Consider the following 20501-nt stretch of genomic DNA (forward strand, 5'->3'; position numbering starts at 1 on the left):
GTGATCAGATGGATTTGGAACATTTCATATCAAAAGCCTGTATTGAATCCTCAAGTGGTGTGCGCAGGGGAGACAAAATAGAGGAAACAAAGGCGATCAGGGAATATATTCTCAATTCAAAAACGATTGTGATTCCTAATTGCAATGACGAAAAAGTTGCAGCCGTAAACGAGGTTCTGGAGGAACTGGATCTCCCAAAAGCCGGTCACCTCAATATTCACACGGACAGCTGTGACGTCAGCCGGATGCCGGCAGTAACAAAAGCGTTAATGGCGCTGGATATGACAAACGCGGACCTCATAATTGCAAGGGGAAGACTGGGAGTTCCGGGATCCGGCTCCATGCTTGTAATTGTGGACTGCAAAGGAAGACTGCTTTCCGCTTCTATCTCCCCGTCGCATCATATTCACGGGAAAACGGTCTATCAGGCGGTGAAAGACGAGATGACGGATGCCCTTTCAAGAATAGGCTTCGACATAAGCGGTAGGGGGTAGCAAATTCATGACGAAAAATCATTCTGAATACGGTATTACCAGGACAGTAAGGACTTTTTTTTCAAATTATACAATCTGTAACATTGTCGATGGAATCACGGACAAAAAATCAGATGCCCTGCTCCGGTGGATGAACGAAAATGGGATCTGCCCGGAGAACGTCCTTGTAATAGGTGCATACCTTACAGGAGCCGGTCTTTCAAAAGCTCTCTCAAAAAAATCAGAAGTAACTGTTCTCGATATAAATCCCGAAATTCAAAATCTGCTTGATCCCGGTGTAACTTTCAGTTGCAGTATTGATGAGGCCGTATGCAGGAATTACGACATGATAATAGACACTTCAGGATTCGGCGGGATAGATCCCGACGACCTGTTGAAACTGAACAGACCTGACGTATTAATTGTTGAAAATCCCTGTTCTGAAGGCAGCGATAATTTCCTGAACAGGTTTAACAGGAGTGTTCAGCTTTTAAGAAGTTCAAAAGCTGAAAATAAAGGGATTTTATGGACATCTGGACTCAATTCCAAAACATCGGGAACCATGACACTCACAATAGATACTCTTCGCAGATCGATGAATGACGCCAATAAAATCAACGGAGTATTATACAGCACTACGAATATGGAATTCTTCGAGAGAATACTTTTCAAGGAAAAAAATCCGGATAAATTCCTGAAAACCCTGGATAAAAAAGCACTGGCAGTATCTTCTCTCGCTGAGACCGACTGCGACGAGATCATTGACAACAATCTCAAAAAAATTAATTCAACTATTCTGGATTTTAGAGGTGATTACAATTAAAGCAAAATTACTTTTCTGGAAGATAGAAAGAAAGGTTCCATTGTCACTGGCGTTCCCCTATGATACCGTCGGGTATCTCGGTACAGAATCTGCAGAAAATCTTGATGTCAACAAAATCCTTATGATGATGGATTATATTCCGGTTCAAAAGGGGATTGAAATAGATTATGATGCCTATGATCTTCTTGTTCTTCATCATCCGCCCGTAACAAAGCCCAAAATTCCTTCATACGTAATCCACTCAAACTGGGACATCGTTTCCGGCGGTGCATGCGATGCACTTGCCGACTGCCTGAATATTACCGTTCATGACGTTTTTGATAAGAAAGCCAGGCTCGGAAGGATAGGAACATTAGAACGAGGGCCTGTTCCGCTGCCTGAATTCTGCAAAACCGTTAAGGAAAAACTTTCACTAAATACACTCAGGGTCGTAAATTTCGATGAAAATACAGAGATTAACAAAATCTGTTTAATACCGGGTTTTGGTCTTAATCCAAAATACATAGAGATGGCACATGAAGAAGGTGCAGATCTTTATCTGTCGGGTGATCTTACACATCCCGGGGCCATACTTGCAAAAAATTCAGGACTCGTGCTTATAGATGCAACCCATCACGCTACTGAAGTCCCGGGATTATACAAGCTGCGGGAACTGATCTCCGAGCTTGGGATTGAAACTGAGATCATAGATACAAAAGTTCCGTGGGAGTATTATACCGGAAATAGAGAGAATATTCAAAATTTGTTATAAGATACCGGGTGATGAGAGAATGTCACTGGAAAAAGAAGAGAACACTGAAGATATGGAGAAAAAAAAAGTCCCGCGGGGAGAAGTTACTCTGATCGGTCTCGGGAGGCTTGGCTTCAGAACCGGACTTAACCTCATCGAAGTTCACCGGGGCGGACCTGAAAGAATAACTGCAATCGACGGTCAGAAGATCTCCGACGACGATCTTGTATTCAAAATCCTGGGAGCAAAACCCGGTGAATACAAGGTTGATTTCTTTGAAAAACTTGCAGGGCCGGACAACTCAAAAAAAGTTAAAGGTATAAGCCGGAATATTTCAGGAGATAATCTTGACCTGATACGCGGGGACGTAGTATGCATTGAGATTGCCGGAGGGAATACCCTGCCTTTAACGGCCGGAATAATAAAAAAAGCTCATGAAAAAGGGATATCTACAATCAGCACGATGGGCGTTTTCGGGCTGGGACACGAGGAGATAAAGGCAACCGATATCAGTGTAGGAGATCCCGGCAATCCCGTTGTAAGCGGTCTTAGAGAATACGGGATCGATGAAAATCATCTCCTTGTCGGAACGGGAAAGCTGATCAGGGACTGGGAACCTGTAACACCGGCAATTCTCGAGAAAACAGCTGTCGTTATGACTTCGGAGATATTGAAAACCCTGAAGGATAAAAGATGATCAGGATAGCCACCGCCGAATGTTTCACTCATGGCAGAATCGGTCTGGAGATCCACGCCATCTCACGCGGATATTATATGAACATCAGCCATACGCTGAACTTTGAACCGTCACGGCTTTCATTAATTGCATCCCTCTTTATACCGACTCTTTCAGGAGTGAGAAGCATACTCGGATTCGAACCGCTTGAACCTGACGATCTGCTGGACGGGATCAAGGTATACAATGATGAAAAGGATAAAATTATGGCCGTAAAAATGGCGGAAGCCGTCAGATCAATAACAGGAGCTGATATCGGAATCGGCAGTACTGCAGGGATCGGAAAAGGAGCTGTTGCCGTTGCAGATGAAAGAACCGTACTTACCGGCTTCTCCGAGGTTTATGCAGATCTCAGAACATCCGATGCCGACATAATTATGAAGAGACAGGAATCCGGTATAGAAGAAGCCTTTGTACTCCTTGAAAAAATTTTAATTGAAAACTATTCCTAAAATCATCCTTTAAATTAACCTGCATAATTGCAGAGTATTTTAACTGAAATCTGCTATATCCGGTCATAAGTATGTACAATTATTTTTTAATACAATTTTGATAAAACATATGAATAAGTAAATTAAATTTTATATATTATCTTACTTTAGAGAAATAATCAGGTGTAAAAATGTATGATTTAGTTAAAAAGGCCGTTCTCGATCCCTACGCAGCGTGGGAATTATCAAAACTGGAGAAGGATCCTGCTGAAATTGTCGAAGCCGTCTCACGGCTCGACCGCGATGAGGCTATGAAACTGGGAATGAACTTCAAAAGATTCCCGCTCGGGTGCGATCTCACCGAAATACTGGTCGGAACATGTGCTTCCGATCTCGATAAAATAGATATTCTGGGCAACAGCATCCTCTCCGATTCAATAGGTGCATCTATTCACGTTTGCGCATATGCCTTTGCGGATATCGCCGAGGCAAACGGAATGAGAGGGATCGATCTGTTCAGGGAAGTAAGGGAAAACACCGAGGTTCCTCTCGACCTCGATCATTTCGGAAAATTCGGCCCGATGAGATTCCCGAAGGACATAACCGGATGCTGGGGTCAGTGTTACAACGAAGGGCCACCTTTCGACGGATGTCCCAGGGACAGGATACATTCCAGGCTCATAGATAAGGAGGAAGATGCACTGGGCGAAAGGGACGAATGGATTAAACTCTCATCGTCAGTTGCAATAAACCTCACATGCATACAGGGCGCCGAAGGGCACGCTGCGCCTCTGGACGAAGCCATTGAAGTTGCGCAGCTCGGAAAAAAATATGGCAAGGGAATAGAGGCGATCATGTTTGTCGGCGACGGGTATGAAGATCTCATCAAAGGTTTTACAACTGCAATAGATATGGGGGTTGACGTGTTTGTAATCGAAGGCGGACCTTTCAACCTGGCTGAAAACCGGCTTGATGCATTTGCTCGTGCCATTGCCATGGCAAGAATTCTTGTACCGGGGAAAATTGTAGTAACCAACGGAGCCTATGAAGACGAATGCCGTGTAGGTCTCCGTGCAGGATTAAATGGAATAATTACAGGATTCCCAAAAAATCATCACGGTTATATGTGCGGCTATTCGCCCGGTACGGCAAGAAGGGGAAAATTCGGTCTCCCCAGGATAATGCGAATAATAAAGGAAGAAGTTAAGGAGGACCTTACAAAGGCGCCAATCCGGAAAGACGAACTCGAATCGCTTGCGCGTGCTGTAAAAGTTGTTGATCCAGCCAATGTATATCCACGAAAAATAGGTTATGCACCCGTAGGAGACGCACACTGGGTGTGCCTGCCGGCGACTCCGATCTACGAAAGAGTAACTGTTAAAAGAACAGTGCATGACATAAGAAAAATGGCCGAAGAAGGAAAGATCGGGGATAGCATTGCACTTCTCGGCGGCAGATTTGCATCATGGGTCATTGCAAAGGAGCTTGACAGTTATGTTGACCAGATCACAATCAGCGATATCGATACATGGGTTGAAAAAATTTCTGTGGAAAATCTTCAGTCCGAATTGAAGGCAAATATATACACGGGAAATTCAGATGACAATGCCACATATAAAAACTCCGAAACATCAATTATTTGCACAACAATCCCCTCCATCTCAAATAAAATTTCAAAAAATCTGAGTGATGCCATAACTCTCATTTAAAAATCAATTTTTAATCACATCCACGGATGATTAATTGATACGAATTATGTGATGCCCTGTCTGTGAACAAAGAATACTGACATACATAAATTCAGGGCCCTGATCATTAACCGGCCCCATATCCCCCCAGGTTCAAATAAAAAAATTTATATCAATTAAAGTACACTTTTTCATATTGTTTGAGATAAATGTAATAATTCATATTACAATTTATTCAAATAATAAAAATTCATATTACATTAGTGAAATATAATCTAAAAAAATTAGATTAGATTTGATTAATGTAACATTGAGAGGGTATATTATGACCATTAAAAAAGTCGCAATCTTAGGAGCAGGATGCTACAGAACGCATTCTGCAACTGGAATAACCAACTTTGCAAGAGCATGCGAAGTTGCGGAAATGGTTGGAAAACCGGAGATAGCGATGACGCACTCCACAATCGCCATGGCTGCAGAGTTAAAGTACCTGGCCGGAATTGACAATATCGTCATCTCGGATCCGTCATTTGCAGGTGAATTCACCGTCGTGAAAGACTTCGATTACAATGAAGTAATTAAAGCCCACAAAGAAAATCCCGAAACGATTATGCCGAAGATCAGGGAGAAGGTCAATGAACTTGCCAAGACAGTTCCAAAACCCCCGAAGGGCGCCATACACTTTGTCCATCCCGAAGACCTTGGCCTGAAGGTAACGACAGACGACAGGGAAGCAGTACGTGACGCAGACCTGATAATCACCTGGCTGCCAAAAGGCGACATGCAGAAAGGCATCATCGAAAAATTCGCAGGAGATATCAAACAGGGAGCAATAATCACCCACGCCTGTACAATTCCGACAACCCTGTTCTATAAGATATTCGAGGAACTCGGTATCGCAGATAAGGTGGAAGTTACATCCTATCACCCCGGAGCCGTTCCGGAAATGAAAGGCCAGGTCTACATTGCGGAAGGATATGCCTCAGAAGAAGCTATCAATACAATATATGAACTTGGAAAGAAAGCCCGCGGACATGCCTTCAAGCTTCCTGCAGAACTTATCGGACCGGTCTGCGACATGTGTGCAGCACTTACTGCTATAACATACGCCGGACTGCTTGTATACCGTGATGCCGTTATGAATATTCTCGGTGCACCCGCCGGATTCAGCCAGATGATGGCGACGGAATCACTGGAACAGATCACCGCCTATATGAAGAAAGTAGGCATAAAGAACCTTGAAGAAAACCTTGACCCGGGTGTATTCCTTGGAACTGCAGACTCAATGAACTTCGGACCTATCGCCGAAATTCTTCCCACAGTCCTTAAATCACTTGAGAAAAGGGCAAAATAATCTCATTTTTTGAGATTATAACCTATTATATTTGACAGGTTTGTATTCTATTCATAACACCTTACCGGGAGAAGAAGATTACTTCTGTGCAACACACATATTTCGGATTAATTTGCCTCAAGTCCCCGCATGAAATGAGCAGATCCAAAATATAAAATCTTTTGACTAAATAATAATGCACTTAAAATTGAATAATCACTGATTTATCATAAACGGATTCCAAGACCTGTTCCAAAATTGACAGGACATCCACATTTTTAAAAGCAGTTTAATATTGGCAATTCATAGCAGGTAATCCTAAAATCCATTCACCTGAGACCAGGGATTAACTAATTAATATAACGAAATATAAATCCGAAATCAAAGCAAAATTTCCAAAAAAGACCAATTCTTCATAAGAGCTGATTAGAAGTTAAATAATTAATACCAGCAGACATCGTAATCAATTTTTCCGGCCACTTCCTTCCCGATAACGGCAACCGTCCACCGGCCTGAATTCAGAATGTCATTACTGATGTTCGAAATTGTCATGCGGACTGCACAATCATCATTGCCGTCGACATCATCGTCGAAGATCCAAATATTGCCCGACGGACTCACAACAGACAATGACAATTCTGAAGCATTGTCAGTCCACCTGAGTTCAAAAGATAACTGCTCTGTAAATTCAGTAGGAACAAGCGAGTACCAGTCCGTATCTCCTTCCAGGATGCTGCTGTAAAAACGTACTTTGGTTGAAGGGGTTGGGAGAGGAGTTGGAGTTGCATCGGCGGTGCCGTCCTCATCATCACTCAAAAAATCTCTCCCGTCATCTAAAAAACTGTGAAGATAGATCTCGTGATCGTCTCCCCTGGCATCCAGCCAGACGACATAATCACCCGAAACTTTAGGGAACTCCTGTTTTGAACCGGGAGATATCTCCCGGGTAACTCCGGAGTCAAGATCATGCATGAACAGATGTCCGCCCCAGGGGAGGTTACTGGGGTATGGTCCCAGATCAAGCCAGACGATATGACTTCCCGAGATATCAGGACACAACTGTGCAGATTCCGTCCGATACACCAGGCCCGACTTATCCGTATCGATATCGTAAATGTATGTGTTATAGTAGCCGTCGTCATTCATACCGGTCCATACAACACGGTTCCCGTCGATTGACGGGGGCTGATAAACAACCGGAACCTCTGCTCCTGTGAATGACATATAACCGTTCTGTTCGTTCAGGTTATGAAGACAAAGTTCCATCGTCCCTTCATAGACATCCGTTTTGATGAAAGCGATCCAGTCCCCGGATATCTCTGGATAATCAAATGAATCAAACATCCCGCCGGATATTTCACTATATTCGCCTGTGGAGATGTTATATATCCTGAGTATAGATCTCTTGTCGTCGATCTTTTCCACCCATACTATAGTATCTCCGTCGATCACCGGCGAATACTGCGAATTATTGGAATATAAGAATGTGATCTCCCCTTCGGATTCATCATAAAGGAATATCCCTCTCTGGTCGGACCATACATACCTGTCGCCTGAAAAGTCAAGACTGAACTTACCTGAAGGGTCCGCAACCACGAGCTCCTGCATACCTGTGGATATATTATACCTGTGAATCGAACTCTGGAGAAGACGGTTCTGGTCCAGATCATATTCGAGCCATGCCACTACATCATTATCAAAAACTATGGAGTTATATCTCGCAACATCCCCCAGCGAGATAAGTTCGGCATCTGAGATCTCCTGTGCGTAGCAGGGGCATACAATGATTAATACCGGGATTAACAGGATAATAATGACTTTTTTCATAATCCCGGTCATTTCATCCTCCTGCCATACCCTGCGATACCAATTGCCAAAGCGATCATGGAAACAAGATATGCCGTCTCTACCGGGCTCTGCTGCATATTTCCGGAATTATCACCTGCATTATCCGGTGTGGAATCGGGGACCTGATCTCCGGACAGGTCTTTCGTATCTGGATCTACCGCATATGTTTGTACTAAGAGGTCATCATCTTCGTTATCGGTCACCGAATAGCTCTCATTATAGACGTTGAATGTCGTTACTGACTCCGTATCGACATCTGATCCCTCTACGACAACCATATACTCCCCGGGCCCCAGGCCGGACGTATCGATACTCTGCTCCCATGTATTGTAGGGATCGCCCTCAATAATCCCGGTCCGTTCAATGATCTGGTCCTTGAAATACGGATCATCAAGAGCTGTAGGTCCAATCGAGACGATCAGATCCTTTCCGGATGCAATATTCGTGGTCCCGGACAGCTTCAACTCTTCACCTGTCGTAATGTCCGGCAGGGTACTCTGGTCATAACGAATCCAGGGTACTTCAGAATACATCTCAAGCTTAATGTAAGGGCTGCCGTCATCTTTCAGTTCCTTCTCGAACTCATCGCTCGATTCAGGGAAATAATCAGATTGAACCAGCCCGGATTTTCCGTCAACGAAATAAAGATAATATCTTCCCGAAGGCAGCTTGTAAGCCTGAGTGTCATCAAGGATCACGCCGCTGCCATCAAGCCTGCCGTTGCTGCCGATGCTGTACTTCACATATACGTTTTTATCAGGATTGCCGACAGCTCCGGCCTTGTACAACCATATGCCTATCTCCGATCCGGGCTCTCCCGTCACCGTCACCGTGAACTTTTGATCCTTTGCCAGAACGCCATCCGACTTTGTAATATCCGGATATAGCCCCACTTCATAGTCAAAGCCTGGAGAAATATAGCAGTTCTCCGAATATAGAGAATCTTCGGTTATAACTCCTGCGGAGGATACCGATACGATAAGGCACAGGAGGAAAAATGCAATAAATCCCCTGATGGTAATTACAGGATTTCGTGCGGGCGAAAATTCAGTTGATTTTCCCGCGACATTAGATCTCATATCACAACCACCTCATTGCAGATGGGATTATCTTCGTTACCGGAGAACCGGAAATCGCCTTTAGATCTTTAGTATTCTTATCCACAACATAGGATGTCACCGAAACCCGGCCTTCACCCGGATCTTTCACCGAGTAGTTGCCGTCAAAGACGTTGAAGAGGCAGGATACATTACCAAGGCCCTGGGTACTTTCCACCGAAATCAAATATTCTCCTGCCCCCAGACCGGAGGTATCGATAGTATAATTCCACTTATTTACAGGCCCATTATCTTCAACCCGAATACCTCTTTTGATCAGGTTACCGAAATTATCCTGGTCTACAGCAGTAGGATTTATCAATACTTCGAGTATAGTCTGATCTTTGAGATTTGTCTCACCTTCAAATGTAAGGACGGTCCCTGCAACCACCATGATTTCCTCGTCGGAACACATACTAATCCAGGGATCTTCCGCATTAAAATCGAATTTTTGGTACTTCAAGCCTTTTGTTGCGTCAAGTTCATTTTCGAAATCTGAATACCCGGCAGGAGCTTCGGTTTCTTCAGTCAAACCAGAATCGCCTGATACTGCATACACATAGTACTTCCCTGACGAAAGAATATAGGAATCAAAGACCGAAAGAATCTCTTCATCAACATCACCGTTGCAATCGGCGCTGATTTTTATATAAACAGGGAAATCATCAGCGATGGTATCTGAATATATCCATACTCCGATTTCGGATTCCGCCGGAGCTTCGCCTATCAGATTAAGAGCCTGCCCTTTTGCAAGATTCACACCGTCTTCTTCATTATCAAGCCTTAACTTGGGATTTGAAACTGAGGTTCCCCTACATATATCCGGGTTTCCGGAACTTTGGATAACTCCGTAAATCGAGGTGTCAGGGAAGATATGGATCATCTTCACGTATTCCTGGTCTTTATGATCCTCCTCCCAAATCGCCAGTTTCCAGTCTCCCGGGATATTTTCTTTCAGAGATATCTTTTTCGATAATGTGCTCTGACCTTCCGAAAGTCGTGTCCTGCTCCACTGACCACCATGACCGCTCAGTCTACCGCGATGAGGATACGAAGTCACCAGTGTGAAATTGTAACAGATAATAGATCCCGCCGGATATGTCGTCTCCACAAATATTCTCATAGAATCGTTCTGTGAAAATTCATCAGGTATCTCCTTGACGATTATTTTGTCGTCAGCAGAAACCTGAACGATCCCTCCCATGAATATTAATAAAAATAATACCAGGAGGCATTTTATTCCGATTAAACTTTTATTCATTTGATCACTCTCCGATTCGAGATACAACAATCTTTTATGCCTCCTATGTAAGTGATTTCTGTGAGAGATTTCGCTTTTATTTAATAATACGTAATAATCAGATTAAGAGCTGACAACTTCAGTCATCTTATTAGAAGTCCGGCGTTTACTGAACGAACAACCCCGATTACATGCACTCCGATACGTCAGTATTACATTTTGATTATATTATCAGATCTCTCACATAAATCAAATATTACAACCGGATGATAGAATAAAAAAAAGGAGGTGACCTCAAGAAATCCCCGGCATAATTTATGACACTATAAAAAATTGTTACATAAGACAAATTCCAAAAAACGTTTATGAAACAAAGGTTTCATGGACTGTTTCATGTAAATCACAACGTGATTTTCATGTAAAAAGAAATCGCAGAATAAAAGACAAAATAATCGGTGCAGTTTCAATTAGACCAGAATTGTGAAAACCAGACCAGAAGAGTAACAATCAGAATCACTATGACACCACAGCAATTCAATAACCAAATATATCAATAATTTTTTTGTGACAGGTACGGATCGCACTTTATAATGCACAGATCCTGCTAAATATTTCAGAAAAAATAACCAGGAACACTTTATAGAGAAAAGAATGCGATAACCGGGATTCGAACCCGAGTCAGAGGCTTGGGAAGCCACCGTCCTACCGCTAGACTATTATCGCATAGCTGCTGATGCAGAATTATTTGTTGTTGTTTTTATCAGATAAATCTTATTTATGGAGATCGCCGGCATTCCCTAAGATCCCAATGCGATTGTTTTATTATCACTTATTTGAAATATATACGAAGCACTGATTTCTATCGTGCTGGCTTATGTAAGTCCGACGTGCCCGACCACATTGAGACGGCACTGCCCGGGATCCGGGCTTTGGGATTACAAAAAGGTCAGTTATGGCTCTTTTTGTGGACTTACATGACATTGCGGACTATTTTTCTTGTGTCCGCAGGAAGTATCTTAAAACACGCGTGAAAAGATTCTTTCATGCGATGTTTGCCGGAAATCACACAGTGATTTCGAAATAAAAATAAGGTGGTGAAAAATGGCAAGAATGCATGCCCGTCGGCGCGGAAAATCCGGTTCGGTTCGTCCGCTCCGCACAGAGGCACCAGAATGGTCAAACAAGGACCCCTCAGAGATCGAAAAAACCATCATTGATCTTAGAAAGGAAGGAATGTCCAGTGCAGGCATAGGTCTCGTACTGCGTGACAAATACGGAGTTCCAAGCGTAAAACTTGCAACAGGCAAGAAGATCGAACAGGTCCTCGCAGAGAACGGACTTGCGCCCGAGATCCCTGAAGACCTCAGGAACCTTATAGTAAAGGCTCTCGGAATGCGCAAACATCTCGATGAGAACAAGAAGGATATCCACAACAAGAGGCAGCTCCTTCTCACCGAAGCAAAGGTTCGCAGACTCGGGAAGTACTACGCAAAATCCGGCAAGATGCCAAAAGACTGGACATACAAGCCGGATACAGCAGAGTTCCTGTTATCAAGATAATCGTAGCATCAGGATAATCGAAGATATATGTCCATTGAAACATCGGCAGGCCTTGTTGCTGAGAAACTTGAAAAATCCGACTATGTAAGGGTGTTCGGGCACCACGATGCAGACGGCATAGCCGCGGCCTCGATAATATGCCACGCACTCTACAGGCAGAAAAAGAAGTTTCACCTCAGCATAAAATCAGGGATAAAACCGGAAGATATCAGGAGCCACGAGATTACTGTTCTCTGCGACCTGGGATCATCCATGGAAGATCTGCCCGAAGACACGGTGGTAATCGATCATCACATTCCGTGTTTCAATGGAGAGTATCATATCAACCCGCGTCTTTTCGGAATCGACGGAGAACTGGATCTCGCCGCATCAGCGGTCGCCTACATGGTCGCAGACCATATGGGAGACAACCGCGACCTGTGCAGCCTCGCACTGCTCGGGATGATCGGAGACCACCAGGAGATCGCCGGCAAAAACGCCGGAATCGTGAACGAAGGGATTGCAAACCAGTTCATAACCCCGGGACGGGGAGTCCCTCTTGCAGGGGACGATATAACCGAGAAGATATACACGGCAACAGACCCTTACCTGCCCGGAATCAGCGGCAACCCGGAAAAAGCTCAAAAGATGGTCGAAAAATACTTCGACGACAGCGAAAACGGATACGAACAGCTTATGTCGGCAATTGTCCTCGAGACAGCCTCCGCAAGCAACGAGAGAGCGATGTGCTCCCTGTGGGGAGATACATGGGAACTCCAGAGGGCGGTAATCCACGATGCCCACACGCTTGCATCGGTAACAGAATCATGCGGACTCTCCGGAAGAGGAGGTCTTGCAGCGATGCTATGCATGAGAAACGATGAAGCCGTGGACGAGGCAAAGGAGATCGCATTAAAACACAGGCTAGATACGATCGAGGCGATTGCATCTGCAAAAAGATTCAACGAGGCAGGTCCGGCGATATTCAAGATCGAGAATCCGTCCGTATCAAGCAGTGTGGCAGACGTTCTTGCAAGAGACGGACTGCTCGACGTACCCGTTCTCACAATAGCAAAGATCAAAGGAAACTATTCGGTATCGGCCCGCTGTCCCGCCAAGATCAACATAGACTTATCGACAGTCATGAAAGAGGCGGCGGAATCTGCAGGAGGCACCGGAGGCGGCCACAGATCGCGTGCAGGAGCAAAGATCGGAGAGGATCAGCTTATGCCTTTTATCAAAAACATCGAGGAGGCACTTGCATAATGCAAATTTCCGGCAGAATAGTCTCAAAACACACCAATGCCCGTTGCATCGCGGAATCATTGTCAGCGGACAATCTCCTTTCCATGGAAACGAAGGCAGACGGATACGACGTGGTGTGTGAGATCAGGGGAGAAAAGCTGAGGTCGGTTATCGCATCGGTCGACGATTATCTGATGAATCTCTCGGTTGCAGAGGAGATCTGCAGTCTGGGAAATAAAAACGAAGATCAAATCACGATTACAGGAAAATCAGAGAAAACAGAGGTGAATTAATGGCACCAAGAAGAAAATCAGTTGGAAGAAGAGTTGAAGGCTGGAAAGCCAAAAGCTGGTACAAGGTATACGCTCCCGACTACTTTGACAAGGCGTACCTTGGCGATACAATCGCAAACGAGCCCGAGAAAGTCAACGGGCGCGTAATGCAGACAACACTCGGCGAGATGGTTCAGGATTACTCCAAGCAGAACATCAAGATGAGGTTCAGGATCACAAACGTTGCAGGAGATTCCGCATACTCAGATTTCGTCGGGCATGAACTGACAAAAGACTACCTCCGTGCAATGGTCAAGCGCCGCACATCAAGGATAGACAGCATTGTTCAGGTAACAACAAAGGACGAAAGAAAGATCCGCGTAACCACGAGCTGCTTCACGATTAACCGTGCAGATGCAAGCCAGGCGCATGCGATCAGAAAAGCAGTGACTGAATATGTCGTTGCAAGGGCAGCGGAACTCACCTACGACCAGTTCGTAAAAGAAATGGTCATGGGCGACATCTCCCGCGAAGTCTTCAAGATCGTAAAGAAGCTTCACCCCATCCGCCGTGTTGAAGTGATCAAATCAAAGGGAACCGATACAAAGGCCGCAATCGTCCAGTAGACTTAAGAGGTGTAATAAATGGGAAAAACAGGAATCACAGCATGGACCCAGATCAAGAGCGTCGGCGGTCAGGTAAGGCTTGTACCCCAGAAGGAGACAAACTACAAGAAGCCCGGCCCCAACCAGCGCTTTAAGTCAGGTTCGAAGCTCAGAAGAGCAACACAGAAGACCCAGGACACAGGCCGCGGAGGACCACGCGGCGGCAGAAGACCGGCACGCGGAAGAGGCCCCGTGCACGATCCGCGCTGCAGAAGGCGCATCAAGAGATCGCAGTCTTCGATAAAGGGTGCAAAGGGCAAATAATTCTTAAGAATTAAATCCCTTTATTTATATTAGGCGAATTGAAATGACACAGAAAAAACAGGCAGTAATGAATTATCTTTTTTCCGAAAGAGCCAAAACAAACCTGATAACCGCTTCAAAGATGCTTGCCCTCGTCGAAGGCTTCAAAGGGGCAGAAAAATCCGGGGCAAAGAAATTACTCACGATCTTCATTGAATCCGTCCAGTCGGAACTCGGGGAAGGATACGGAAAGACCGGTCAGGCTGAATTTAATAACGCCTCGGGGCTGCTTGACAACGCCAAACAGTTCATCGAATTCGATGACTTCGAAAAGGCGGCACTTGAGATCAGCAAAGCGGTAACCGAATGCACAACACCTGCACAGAATTCATGGCAGGTACTCTCTGAAAATGAACTCGTCTGAATTTTATGAATTCCTCTCCGGGAGGTCTTCGGTCAGGGAATTTTCTCCTGAAGAAGTCTCAGACGAAGAGATCGAATTTATTATGAGATGTGCATCTGCGGCACCCAGCGCAGGAAACAGGGAATCGTGGGATGTCGTAATTGTCACTGACGAAAGCATAAAGGAAGACCTCTCCGATGCGGCATTCGGCCAGGAGCACCTGGTTACCGCCCCCGTCATCCTTGCAGTCTGCGCCAATTACGTGCGTTCGATGTCGCAGTACGGCGAGAGAGGAATTCTTTACGGGATAGAAGACGCCTCCATAGCATGCACATATATGATGCTCGCAGCACATTCAGCCGGGCTTCATTCATGCTGGACCGGCGCTTTCGACGATGAGGCGGTAAGTGAAATCCTCGATCTTCCCCAGCACGCGAGACCCGTGGCCCTGCTTGCAGTCGGAAAAGGAAAGATGCCGCATAAGAGAACCGGCAGAATGCCTGTTTTGGAACATACACATAATGATACCTGGTAGTTGTTGATTATGACCGATTATCTTGTGACACTGGATGCGGCATGGATCCTGAAGGATGTAAAATCCCTTGATGACGCAATCGGCATCGCCATAAGCGAGGCCGGAAAACGCCTGAATCCAAGTGCGAAATTTGTTGAGATTGAGATCGGGCAGCTGGCCTGCCCCTATTGTGAACAGGAGATGAGCAGCGCCCTGATCGTGGGGACTACGGCTCTTGTAGGACTAGCTCTTGAGATGAAGGTGTATAAAGCCGAATCGGAAGAGCACGCGAAAAGGATCGCGAAATCGGTTGTAGGAAAGGCATTGAGAGATATTCCGCTTACAATCGTCGATGTAGAGGAGATATAATCCATGATTACGGTCGTCGGCCACACAGCGATTGATCATATCTGCAAAGTTCCGGTCTTCCCGGAAAGGCACGGTTCCGTACCTGTTACCGACCATAAGGTATACTATGGCGGCGGGGCGGCCAATATCGCCACAGGTATCGCAAAGCTTGGCGGTAAATGCGAACTCCTGAGTGCGGTGGGCGACGAATTTGAAGGAAGCGATTACGACAATTGGCTGACCTCTCTCGGGGTCGGAAAGAGATTCATCGTTGTCGACGGGAAGAGAACCGCAACCTGCTTCCTTTTCAATGACGAGGCAGGAGACCAGATGACCTTCTTTGAATGGGGTGCATCGAGGGCTTTTGCCGAATCGGAACCTCCAGCACTCGACTTCGTTCATATGGCGACGGCCGATCCGGGATACAACGTAAAAGTCGCTGAGAAGGCAGGTTTTTCTTCATTCGACCCGGGCCAGGATCTTATCAACTACTCCAAAGAGCAGCTTGAAGCGATCATAGAAAACATAGATATTCTCTTTGCAAACCTTCATGAGGTCAGAAGGATGACCAAAATGCTCGGTGTGCAGGAAGACGAGCTTATCGGCCGGATACCGGTCTCCATAGTTACAATGTCCGGAGACGGAAGCGAGATTCATGCCGAAGGCAGAGTACATAAGATTCCAGTGGTACCCGTGAAACTTGCGGACCCGACAGGTGCGGGTGATGCATACAGGGCCGGTTTCCTGACGGCTTACCAGAAAGGATATGATATTCTTACGGCCTGCAAAATAGGAACCGTATCGGCTTCCTTCACCGTAGAGGTAATCGGATGCCAGACAAATCTTCCGGACTGGAAGGTTATGTCTGCAAGATACAATGAAAATTTCGGCAGGCTTAAAGAACCGAAAACCGAATGATAGATAATAGAAGACCGGAATAATAAAAACAGGATTTGGTAGGGTTGGCGCAGTCTGGTGATACTAAGATAGAGGGTCTAAGCAGATATCTATTTATTGCACCATCATGGCAGAGATCGCTACTGTTTATTTTTATAATGGCATTTGCCATTGATGCGGTAAGTTTTTTAAAAAGTCATGAGATCCAGCTTTTCGGATTTTTCGGGTACTTCCTTCCGGCACTACTGGCATTCATACTTACAATTCCCCTTGTCGCGATATGGGGAAAAAGAATTACACTCAACAGATCGGCACTTCTCGCCCTTGCATGTACAGTGTTTTCAATACTGGTCAGTCTCTTTCCCATACTTCTGATATTTGAAGGCATATTCCCGCTTCTTTACTCCGTATCACTTGGATTGATCTTTGCCATACGCCTGATTGTTCTCGTAGCTATTGCAGATTACAGGATCTCAAGGATGCTCCTTCCGGCATCAGTACAGAGTCTGGCGGCGATGGCGGCGGGAACATACTATTTCGGGACGGAATTTCTCCTGTTCGCGATATTCATACATATACTGTTCGGCATATGTGTCTTCCTCTTCCTGTGGCTCATAGAGAGACCGCTGAAGAAAAATTTCCACATAAGCGCCCTTAATTTCATAAATGCATTTATTGCGCACAATACCGACGGGTCAAAAGCACTTGAGGACTTCTTCCGTGATATCGGTGAAGAGGTATTTGTCCCGCAGACCTCCTTCTTCTTCAGCAGGGAAGGAAAAACGGATGTCATGGTTACCATCCCTAACCTCCATCCCGGACCAATGGGGGAGATCGGTGGCGGGAACCTCCCGAAGATTCTCTGCCATTCTTTCGACGTAGATACCATGGTTCCGCACGGGTGTGCGACACATGATTTCAATCTTGTCTCAGAGGATGAGATAAAAAAGATTGTATCAGCAATAAATAAAACGCGGGATGAGATCGATTACAGTCCTTATGCAGGCAAATCGCAGAGATACGAATATAAATCTGTTCAGGTTCTCGCCCAGCAGTTCGGTGATTCAATTCTGCTTGTCACGACAAGATCCCCTGAGATGACCGAGGATCTTGATTATTCGATCGGCCTCTCGATCATGTCTGAAGGCCACAGGCTTTTCCAGGATGTAGGATTCATAGACGGGCATAACTGCATGGTGGATGTTACTAGTCCGATAATGCCTGCATCCAGGCTTGCCTATGAGTATATCACCGCCTCGGTTACCGCGATGGAAGAGACAAAGAAAGAGAATCATATGCAGGAATTTGAGATCGGCTACTGTCATTACGAAATGCCATTCTCAAGAGAAGAGGGATTCGGCGATCTCGGGATGCAGGTCCTCGCCGTAAGGACAAACGACCAGACGACAGCCTACATACTCTTTGACGGAAACAATATCGAAAAAGGCGTCAGGGAGAAGATCAGGAACAAGGTTCTGGATATCGTCGACGAATGTGAACTGATGACTACCGATACGCATGTTGTCAATACGATTAGCGGGAAGAATCCCGTGGGCTACAGGATCGAAGCAGAAGAGATATTGCCTCACGTGATTTCGGCAGTTGAGGCAGCCATAGAAGACCTTTCACCTGCCCAGGCAGGTGCGACCACGGCGTGGTGCGAAGGGGTTGTCGTATTCGGTTCCCAGAGGATCTCCCAGCTTGCAAGTACTGTCAACACGATGCTGACGTTTATTGCGCCCCTTGGTGCAACCATCGTCGTTCTTGCGTTCATATTTTCGATTATTGCGTATCTGTTTTTGGTTTGAATTTTCCTTTCGAAAAAAACAGATTTTCATTTATTCTATTTAAATTACATTATTTTTTCAAAGACAACCCTTGCGCAAGTTCGCGTCGCAAGCTCCGCGAACACACCCTGACCCCTGCGCTTTGCGCTATTGTGATAGCCCGGCCTGGATGCTACCCGTACGGGTAGCCTCGGCCGGGGAGAAGAAGAGGATGAAAAAGATCTGAAATATTTGAATAAATAATAAACTTTAATCTGGACAATCGATTTGGAGTCTCTTTCGGAGCAAAGGGGATGCCTGTCCATCCCCTTTTCGACCGAAAGGCTGTCGCCCTTTCGAAACCCCAAATATTTTGAAATATTTATTCCAAAAAAGCGATTCTTTATTTAATTTTAATAACTATTTTATTCTGCATTTTTTGCGAGGGTTGCTGACCGAAGGGACGTTCCGCCCCTTTCGAAACCCGGGAAAAGTGTAAAAATATTATCGGCGAGGGTTGCCGAGCTTGGCCAAAGGCGCTGGACTTAAGATCTTATACACTATAAAGGCACTGGATTTAATTTTTTATTGATAATCAGAAATCCCAAATATATAAAAAGCGACTCTTTATTAAATTTCAACAACTATTTTATTCTGCATTTTTTTGCGAGGGTAGGTAAGCCAGGCCAAAACCGGCGGACTTAAGATCCGTTCTCGCAGGAGTCCATGGGTTCGAATCCCATCCCTCGCATCTAACGAATCCTCTTTCTGATTTTTTTCTTCCACTTGGCACTCTTCAACTTTATAACACGCTCATTCCTATCCTGTTCTGGTGCTAAAATCGCACCAGGAACAAACATGAAAGAAATCAATAAACAAACACTCGATCACATCTACGATCCCATAGCAAAGCTAGTCTGGGAGAAATGGATCGCCGAAGGAAAAGCAAAACTCATCGACAACACGCCCGGAGGCGAAACATGTCAGGCTCAGAACAGATAGACGGCAGCCCCCAAAACAAATCGTGCGGGAACACAAATTCGACGGGAACTGCCAACAACTCTTCTACCTCTGAAAACTTAAGCAAAGCGGCCGGGCCCGTCCCCCTCTATCTCCTGCCACAGACACTCTCACAGGAGATCCACGAATTCGGAGATTCGATCATCGAAGTCAATATACGGAGAACACGCGGCCACAACTACCTTATCAGGCTGACCGCATCCGCAAAGGAGGAAGGGGCCGATGAATCCTGAACCCGGAAAGATCAGCATATGCGGTGACGACTCGCTCCGGATCGAAGCCGGGGGCATGCGTCTCTTCATCACGACAGAGGACGTGAAGAGCCTCATCTTCTACGGCCGTGTCGTCCCGATCTCGAAATCGGTTTGCAGGACCGGGGAAGGAGGGATCACTGAAAGCTTACTATCCATCGAGGGCCACGCCGCGATGAATGCCGGAGGAAAGGCGGTGACCTTCTTCACCACAAACGGTCACTACATCCTCCCGCTCATCTCCCTGCAGAGAGTCGCAAGGGGAGAGGCTGTATCCGCACCACTCTTCCCCCTTGAATACGATTCACCCGAGGGAAGAAAATGACCGGAGAGATCGAAAAGGCCCTCTCCATTCTTTTTCCCGCGGGAGGAATTGTCGAGCTCCGGGCGCTTGCCGATTACAACACTCACAGCGGGTACTTCGATGACTACGCCGCACTCGCGGAGAAGGCAGATCAGATCAACCGTCTCTCCGGTGTGTCGGGCGTCTACGTAACCCTGAACGAAGTCAACCCGGCCCTTCTCTCACGGAGGGCCAATCGCGTGAAGATGAAGCTCGGGCGAAAGGACGCAACAACGGCAGACGCCGATATCATCCGCCGGCGGTGGCTCCCTATTGACCTCGACCCCGTCAGGCCGAGCGGGGTTTCATCGACCGACGGGGAACACGTTGCAGCCATTTCGAAGGCGGAGAAGATCGCCGGGTTCCTGGAAACTATCGGGTTCCCCCGGCCAGTCCTTGCCGACTCCGGGAACGGGGCCCATCTGCTATACCGGATCGACCTCCCGAACGATGACGACGCAACCGCCCTGATCAAAGATTGCCTGAACACACTCGACGCCCTCTTCTCCGATGATTCGGTCATGGTCGATGCGGCGAACTACAACGCGGCCCGTATCTGGAAATTGTATGGGACAATTTCCTGTAAGGGCGACGAC

General features: G+C 46.0%; 23 protein-coding genes, 2 tRNA genes and 1 pseudogene. 22 read left to right on the forward strand and 4 right to left on the reverse strand.

Annotated features, from left to right (window positions below):
* Positions 1-8 precede the first annotated feature (8 nt).
* The 7 genes from METPAY_RS13215 to hmd all read left to right on the forward strand — a co-directional run bounded on the left by METPAY_RS13215 (position 9) and on the right by hmd (position 6235).
* Positions 9-494 carry a DUF3236 domain-containing protein gene (locus METPAY_RS13215; protein WP_048153030.1) on the forward strand — a complete coding sequence of 162 codons (486 nt, stop codon included), beginning with the start codon at positions 9-11 and terminating at the stop codon, positions 492-494.
* Positions 495-501: 7 nt separating this feature from the next.
* Entirely contained in the window at positions 502-1296 is a 795-nt protein-coding gene (locus METPAY_RS13220) for a DUF1188 domain-containing protein (RefSeq protein WP_048153031.1), read from the forward strand.
* The gene (locus METPAY_RS13225; RefSeq protein WP_052418842.1) at positions 1283-2047 is read left to right on the forward strand and encodes a Nif3-like dinuclear metal center hexameric protein; all 765 of its coding nucleotides are present in this window, start codon (positions 1283-1285) and stop codon (positions 2045-2047) included. Before METPAY_RS13220 ends, METPAY_RS13225 begins: the two co-directional genes overlap by 14 nt.
* Positions 2048-2066: 19 nt before the next feature.
* A complete protein-coding gene (locus METPAY_RS13230; RefSeq protein ID WP_048153032.1) occupies positions 2067-2723 on the forward strand; it encodes a thiamine biosynthesis protein ThiF in 657 nt (218 codons plus the stop codon).
* Positions 2720-3214, forward strand: a complete 495-nt coding sequence (locus METPAY_RS13235) for a UPF0254 family protein (RefSeq protein ID WP_048153033.1) — start codon at positions 2720-2722, stop codon at positions 3212-3214. The genes METPAY_RS13230 and METPAY_RS13235 overlap by 4 nt, the downstream gene beginning before the upstream one ends.
* Before the next feature lie 170 nt (positions 3215-3384).
* Entirely contained in the window at positions 3385-4902 is a 1518-nt protein-coding gene (gene hmdC, locus METPAY_RS13240; RefSeq protein ID WP_048153034.1) for a 5,10-methenyltetrahydromethanopterin hydrogenase cofactor biosynthesis protein HmdC, read from the forward strand.
* 304 nt (positions 4903-5206) lie between these two features.
* Positions 5207-6235, forward strand: a complete 1029-nt coding sequence (gene hmd / locus METPAY_RS13245) for a 5,10-methenyltetrahydromethanopterin hydrogenase (RefSeq protein ID WP_048153035.1) — start codon at positions 5207-5209, stop codon at positions 6233-6235.
* Between the two features lie 420 nt (positions 6236-6655).
* Here the strand turns inward: hmd and METPAY_RS13250 are convergent, their stop codons facing one another.
* The 4 genes from METPAY_RS13250 to METPAY_RS13265 all read right to left on the reverse strand — a co-directional run bounded on the left by METPAY_RS13250 (position 6656) and on the right by METPAY_RS13265 (position 11122).
* Positions 6656-8053 carry a TolB family protein gene (locus tag METPAY_RS13250; protein WP_048153036.1) on the reverse strand — a complete coding sequence of 466 codons (1398 nt, stop codon included), beginning with the start codon at positions 8051-8053 and terminating at the stop codon, positions 6656-6658.
* On the reverse strand, positions 8050-9141 hold the full coding sequence (locus METPAY_RS13255; RefSeq protein ID WP_048153037.1) for a hypothetical protein: 1092 nt from the start codon (positions 9139-9141) through the stop codon (positions 8050-8052). The genes METPAY_RS13250 and METPAY_RS13255 overlap by 4 nt, the downstream gene beginning before the upstream one ends.
* A 1-nt stretch (position 9142) precedes the next feature.
* Positions 9143-10420 (reverse strand): hypothetical protein, encoded by a 1278-nt coding sequence (locus METPAY_RS13260; protein ID WP_048153038.1) that lies wholly within the window; start codon positions 10418-10420, stop codon positions 9143-9145.
* A 631-nt stretch (positions 10421-11051) separates the two neighbouring features.
* Positions 11052-11122: transfer RNA gene (locus tag METPAY_RS13265), tRNA-Gly, on the reverse strand.
* A 378-nt stretch (positions 11123-11500) separates the two neighbouring features.
* On the opposite strand from METPAY_RS13265, the gene METPAY_RS13270 reads away from it, so the two are divergent.
* The 15 genes and pseudogenes from METPAY_RS13270 to METPAY_RS15210 all read left to right on the forward strand — a co-directional run.
* Positions 11501-11959 carry a 30S ribosomal protein S15 gene (locus tag METPAY_RS13270; RefSeq protein ID WP_048153039.1) on the forward strand — a complete coding sequence of 153 codons (459 nt, stop codon included), beginning with the start codon at positions 11501-11503 and terminating at the stop codon, positions 11957-11959.
* A 27-nt stretch (positions 11960-11986) separates the two neighbouring features.
* A complete protein-coding gene (locus METPAY_RS13275; protein ID WP_048153040.1) occupies positions 11987-13204 on the forward strand; it encodes a single-stranded-DNA-specific exonuclease RecJ in 1218 nt (405 codons plus the stop codon).
* Entirely contained in the window at positions 13204-13476 is a 273-nt protein-coding gene (locus tag METPAY_RS13280) for a KEOPS complex subunit Pcc1 (RefSeq protein ID WP_048153041.1), read from the forward strand. The genes METPAY_RS13275 and METPAY_RS13280 overlap by 1 nt, the downstream gene beginning before the upstream one ends.
* Positions 13476-14081 (forward strand): 30S ribosomal protein S3ae, encoded by a 606-nt coding sequence (locus tag METPAY_RS13285; protein ID WP_013329936.1) that lies wholly within the window; start codon positions 13476-13478, stop codon positions 14079-14081. Before METPAY_RS13280 ends, METPAY_RS13285 begins: the two co-directional genes overlap by 1 nt.
* An 18-nt stretch (positions 14082-14099) precedes the next feature.
* On the forward strand, positions 14100-14384 hold the full coding sequence (locus tag METPAY_RS13290; protein WP_013329937.1) for a DUF5350 domain-containing protein: 285 nt from the start codon (positions 14100-14102) through the stop codon (positions 14382-14384).
* Positions 14385-14427: 43 nt separating this feature from the next.
* Positions 14428-14787, forward strand: coding sequence for a hypothetical protein (locus METPAY_RS13295; RefSeq protein ID WP_048153042.1), 360 nt, complete (start codon positions 14428-14430; stop codon positions 14785-14787).
* Positions 14774-15301, forward strand: a complete 528-nt coding sequence (locus tag METPAY_RS13300; protein ID WP_048153043.1) for a nitroreductase family protein — start codon at positions 14774-14776, stop codon at positions 15299-15301. Before METPAY_RS13295 ends, METPAY_RS13300 begins: the two co-directional genes overlap by 14 nt.
* A gap of 9 nt (positions 15302-15310) precedes the next feature.
* The gene (locus METPAY_RS13305) at positions 15311-15649 is read left to right on the forward strand and encodes a DUF555 domain-containing protein (protein ID WP_013329940.1); all 339 of its coding nucleotides are present in this window, start codon (positions 15311-15313) and stop codon (positions 15647-15649) included.
* Positions 15650-15652: 3 nt separating this feature from the next.
* Complete coding sequence (locus METPAY_RS13310) at positions 15653-16546, forward strand: carbohydrate kinase family protein (protein WP_048153044.1); 894 nt, start codon at positions 15653-15655, stop codon at positions 16544-16546.
* Between the two features lie 44 nt (positions 16547-16590).
* A complete protein-coding gene (locus tag METPAY_RS13315; RefSeq protein ID WP_048153045.1) occupies positions 16591-18333 on the forward strand; it encodes a DUF2070 family protein in 1743 nt (580 codons plus the stop codon).
* Positions 18334-18957: 624 nt separating this feature from the next.
* Positions 18958-19042 (forward strand) — tRNA-Leu (locus METPAY_RS13320).
* A gap of 107 nt (positions 19043-19149) precedes the next feature.
* On the forward strand, positions 19150-19293 hold the full coding sequence (locus METPAY_RS15205; RefSeq protein WP_013329944.1) for a hypothetical protein: 144 nt from the start codon (positions 19150-19152) through the stop codon (positions 19291-19293).
* On the forward strand, positions 19272-19544 hold the full coding sequence (locus tag METPAY_RS13325; protein WP_048153046.1) for a hypothetical protein: 273 nt from the start codon (positions 19272-19274) through the stop codon (positions 19542-19544). The genes METPAY_RS15205 and METPAY_RS13325 overlap by 22 nt, the downstream gene beginning before the upstream one ends.
* Complete coding sequence (locus METPAY_RS13330) at positions 19534-19887, forward strand: hypothetical protein (RefSeq protein WP_013329946.1); 354 nt, start codon at positions 19534-19536, stop codon at positions 19885-19887. The genes METPAY_RS13325 and METPAY_RS13330 overlap by 11 nt, the downstream gene beginning before the upstream one ends.
* Positions 19884-20501, forward strand: a pseudogene (locus METPAY_RS15210) (hypothetical protein); the annotation flags it as partial. The gene METPAY_RS13330 and the pseudogene METPAY_RS15210, both read left to right, overlap by 4 nt.

The sequence above is a fragment of the Methanolacinia paynteri genome (assembly GCF_000784355.1).
Taxonomy (GTDB): Archaea; Halobacteriota; Methanomicrobia; order Methanomicrobiales; family Methanomicrobiaceae; genus Methanolacinia; species Methanolacinia paynteri.

Excerpts from the sequence above, each read along its gene's own strand:
- METPAY_RS13270 (WP_048153039.1), top strand. The coding sequence starts at position 11,501 with ATGGCAAGAATGCATGCCCGTCGGCGCGGAAAATCCGGTTCGGTTCGT.
- METPAY_RS15205 (WP_013329944.1), top strand. The coding sequence starts at position 19,150 with ATGAAAGAAATCAATAAACAAACACTCGATCACATCTACGATCCCATA.
- METPAY_RS13280 (WP_048153041.1), top strand. The coding sequence starts at position 13,204 with ATGCAAATTTCCGGCAGAATAGTCTCAAAACACACCAATGCCCGTTGC.
- METPAY_RS13250 (WP_048153036.1), bottom strand. The coding sequence starts at position 8,053 with ATGACCGGGATTATGAAAAAAGTCATTATTATCCTGTTAATCCCGGTA.
- METPAY_RS13235 (WP_048153033.1), top strand. The coding sequence starts at position 2,720 with ATGATCAGGATAGCCACCGCCGAATGTTTCACTCATGGCAGAATCGGT.
- METPAY_RS13300 (WP_048153043.1), top strand. The coding sequence starts at position 14,774 with ATGAACTCGTCTGAATTTTATGAATTCCTCTCCGGGAGGTCTTCGGTC.
- METPAY_RS13275 (WP_048153040.1), top strand. The coding sequence starts at position 11,987 with ATGTCCATTGAAACATCGGCAGGCCTTGTTGCTGAGAAACTTGAAAAA.
- METPAY_RS13295 (WP_048153042.1), top strand. The coding sequence starts at position 14,428 with ATGACACAGAAAAAACAGGCAGTAATGAATTATCTTTTTTCCGAAAGA.
- METPAY_RS13215 (WP_048153030.1), top strand. The coding sequence starts at position 9 with ATGGATTTGGAACATTTCATATCAAAAGCCTGTATTGAATCCTCAAGT.
- METPAY_RS13310 (WP_048153044.1), top strand. The coding sequence starts at position 15,653 with ATGATTACGGTCGTCGGCCACACAGCGATTGATCATATCTGCAAAGTT.
- METPAY_RS13220 (WP_048153031.1), top strand. The coding sequence starts at position 502 with ATGACGAAAAATCATTCTGAATACGGTATTACCAGGACAGTAAGGACT.
- METPAY_RS13290 (WP_013329937.1), top strand. The coding sequence starts at position 14,100 with ATGGGAAAAACAGGAATCACAGCATGGACCCAGATCAAGAGCGTCGGC.
- hmdC (WP_048153034.1), top strand. The coding sequence starts at position 3,385 with ATGTATGATTTAGTTAAAAAGGCCGTTCTCGATCCCTACGCAGCGTGG.
- METPAY_RS13285 (WP_013329936.1), top strand. The coding sequence starts at position 13,476 with ATGGCACCAAGAAGAAAATCAGTTGGAAGAAGAGTTGAAGGCTGGAAA.
- METPAY_RS13330 (WP_013329946.1), top strand. The coding sequence starts at position 19,534 with ATGAATCCTGAACCCGGAAAGATCAGCATATGCGGTGACGACTCGCTC.
- METPAY_RS13305 (WP_013329940.1), top strand. The coding sequence starts at position 15,311 with ATGACCGATTATCTTGTGACACTGGATGCGGCATGGATCCTGAAGGAT.
- METPAY_RS13260 (WP_048153038.1), bottom strand. The coding sequence starts at position 10,420 with ATGAATAAAAGTTTAATCGGAATAAAATGCCTCCTGGTATTATTTTTA.
- METPAY_RS13230 (WP_048153032.1), top strand. The coding sequence starts at position 2,067 with ATGTCACTGGAAAAAGAAGAGAACACTGAAGATATGGAGAAAAAAAAA.
- METPAY_RS13255 (WP_048153037.1), bottom strand. The coding sequence starts at position 9,141 with ATGAGATCTAATGTCGCGGGAAAATCAACTGAATTTTCGCCCGCACGA.
- METPAY_RS13325 (WP_048153046.1), top strand. The coding sequence starts at position 19,272 with ATGTCAGGCTCAGAACAGATAGACGGCAGCCCCCAAAACAAATCGTGC.
- hmd (WP_048153035.1), top strand. The coding sequence starts at position 5,207 with ATGACCATTAAAAAAGTCGCAATCTTAGGAGCAGGATGCTACAGAACG.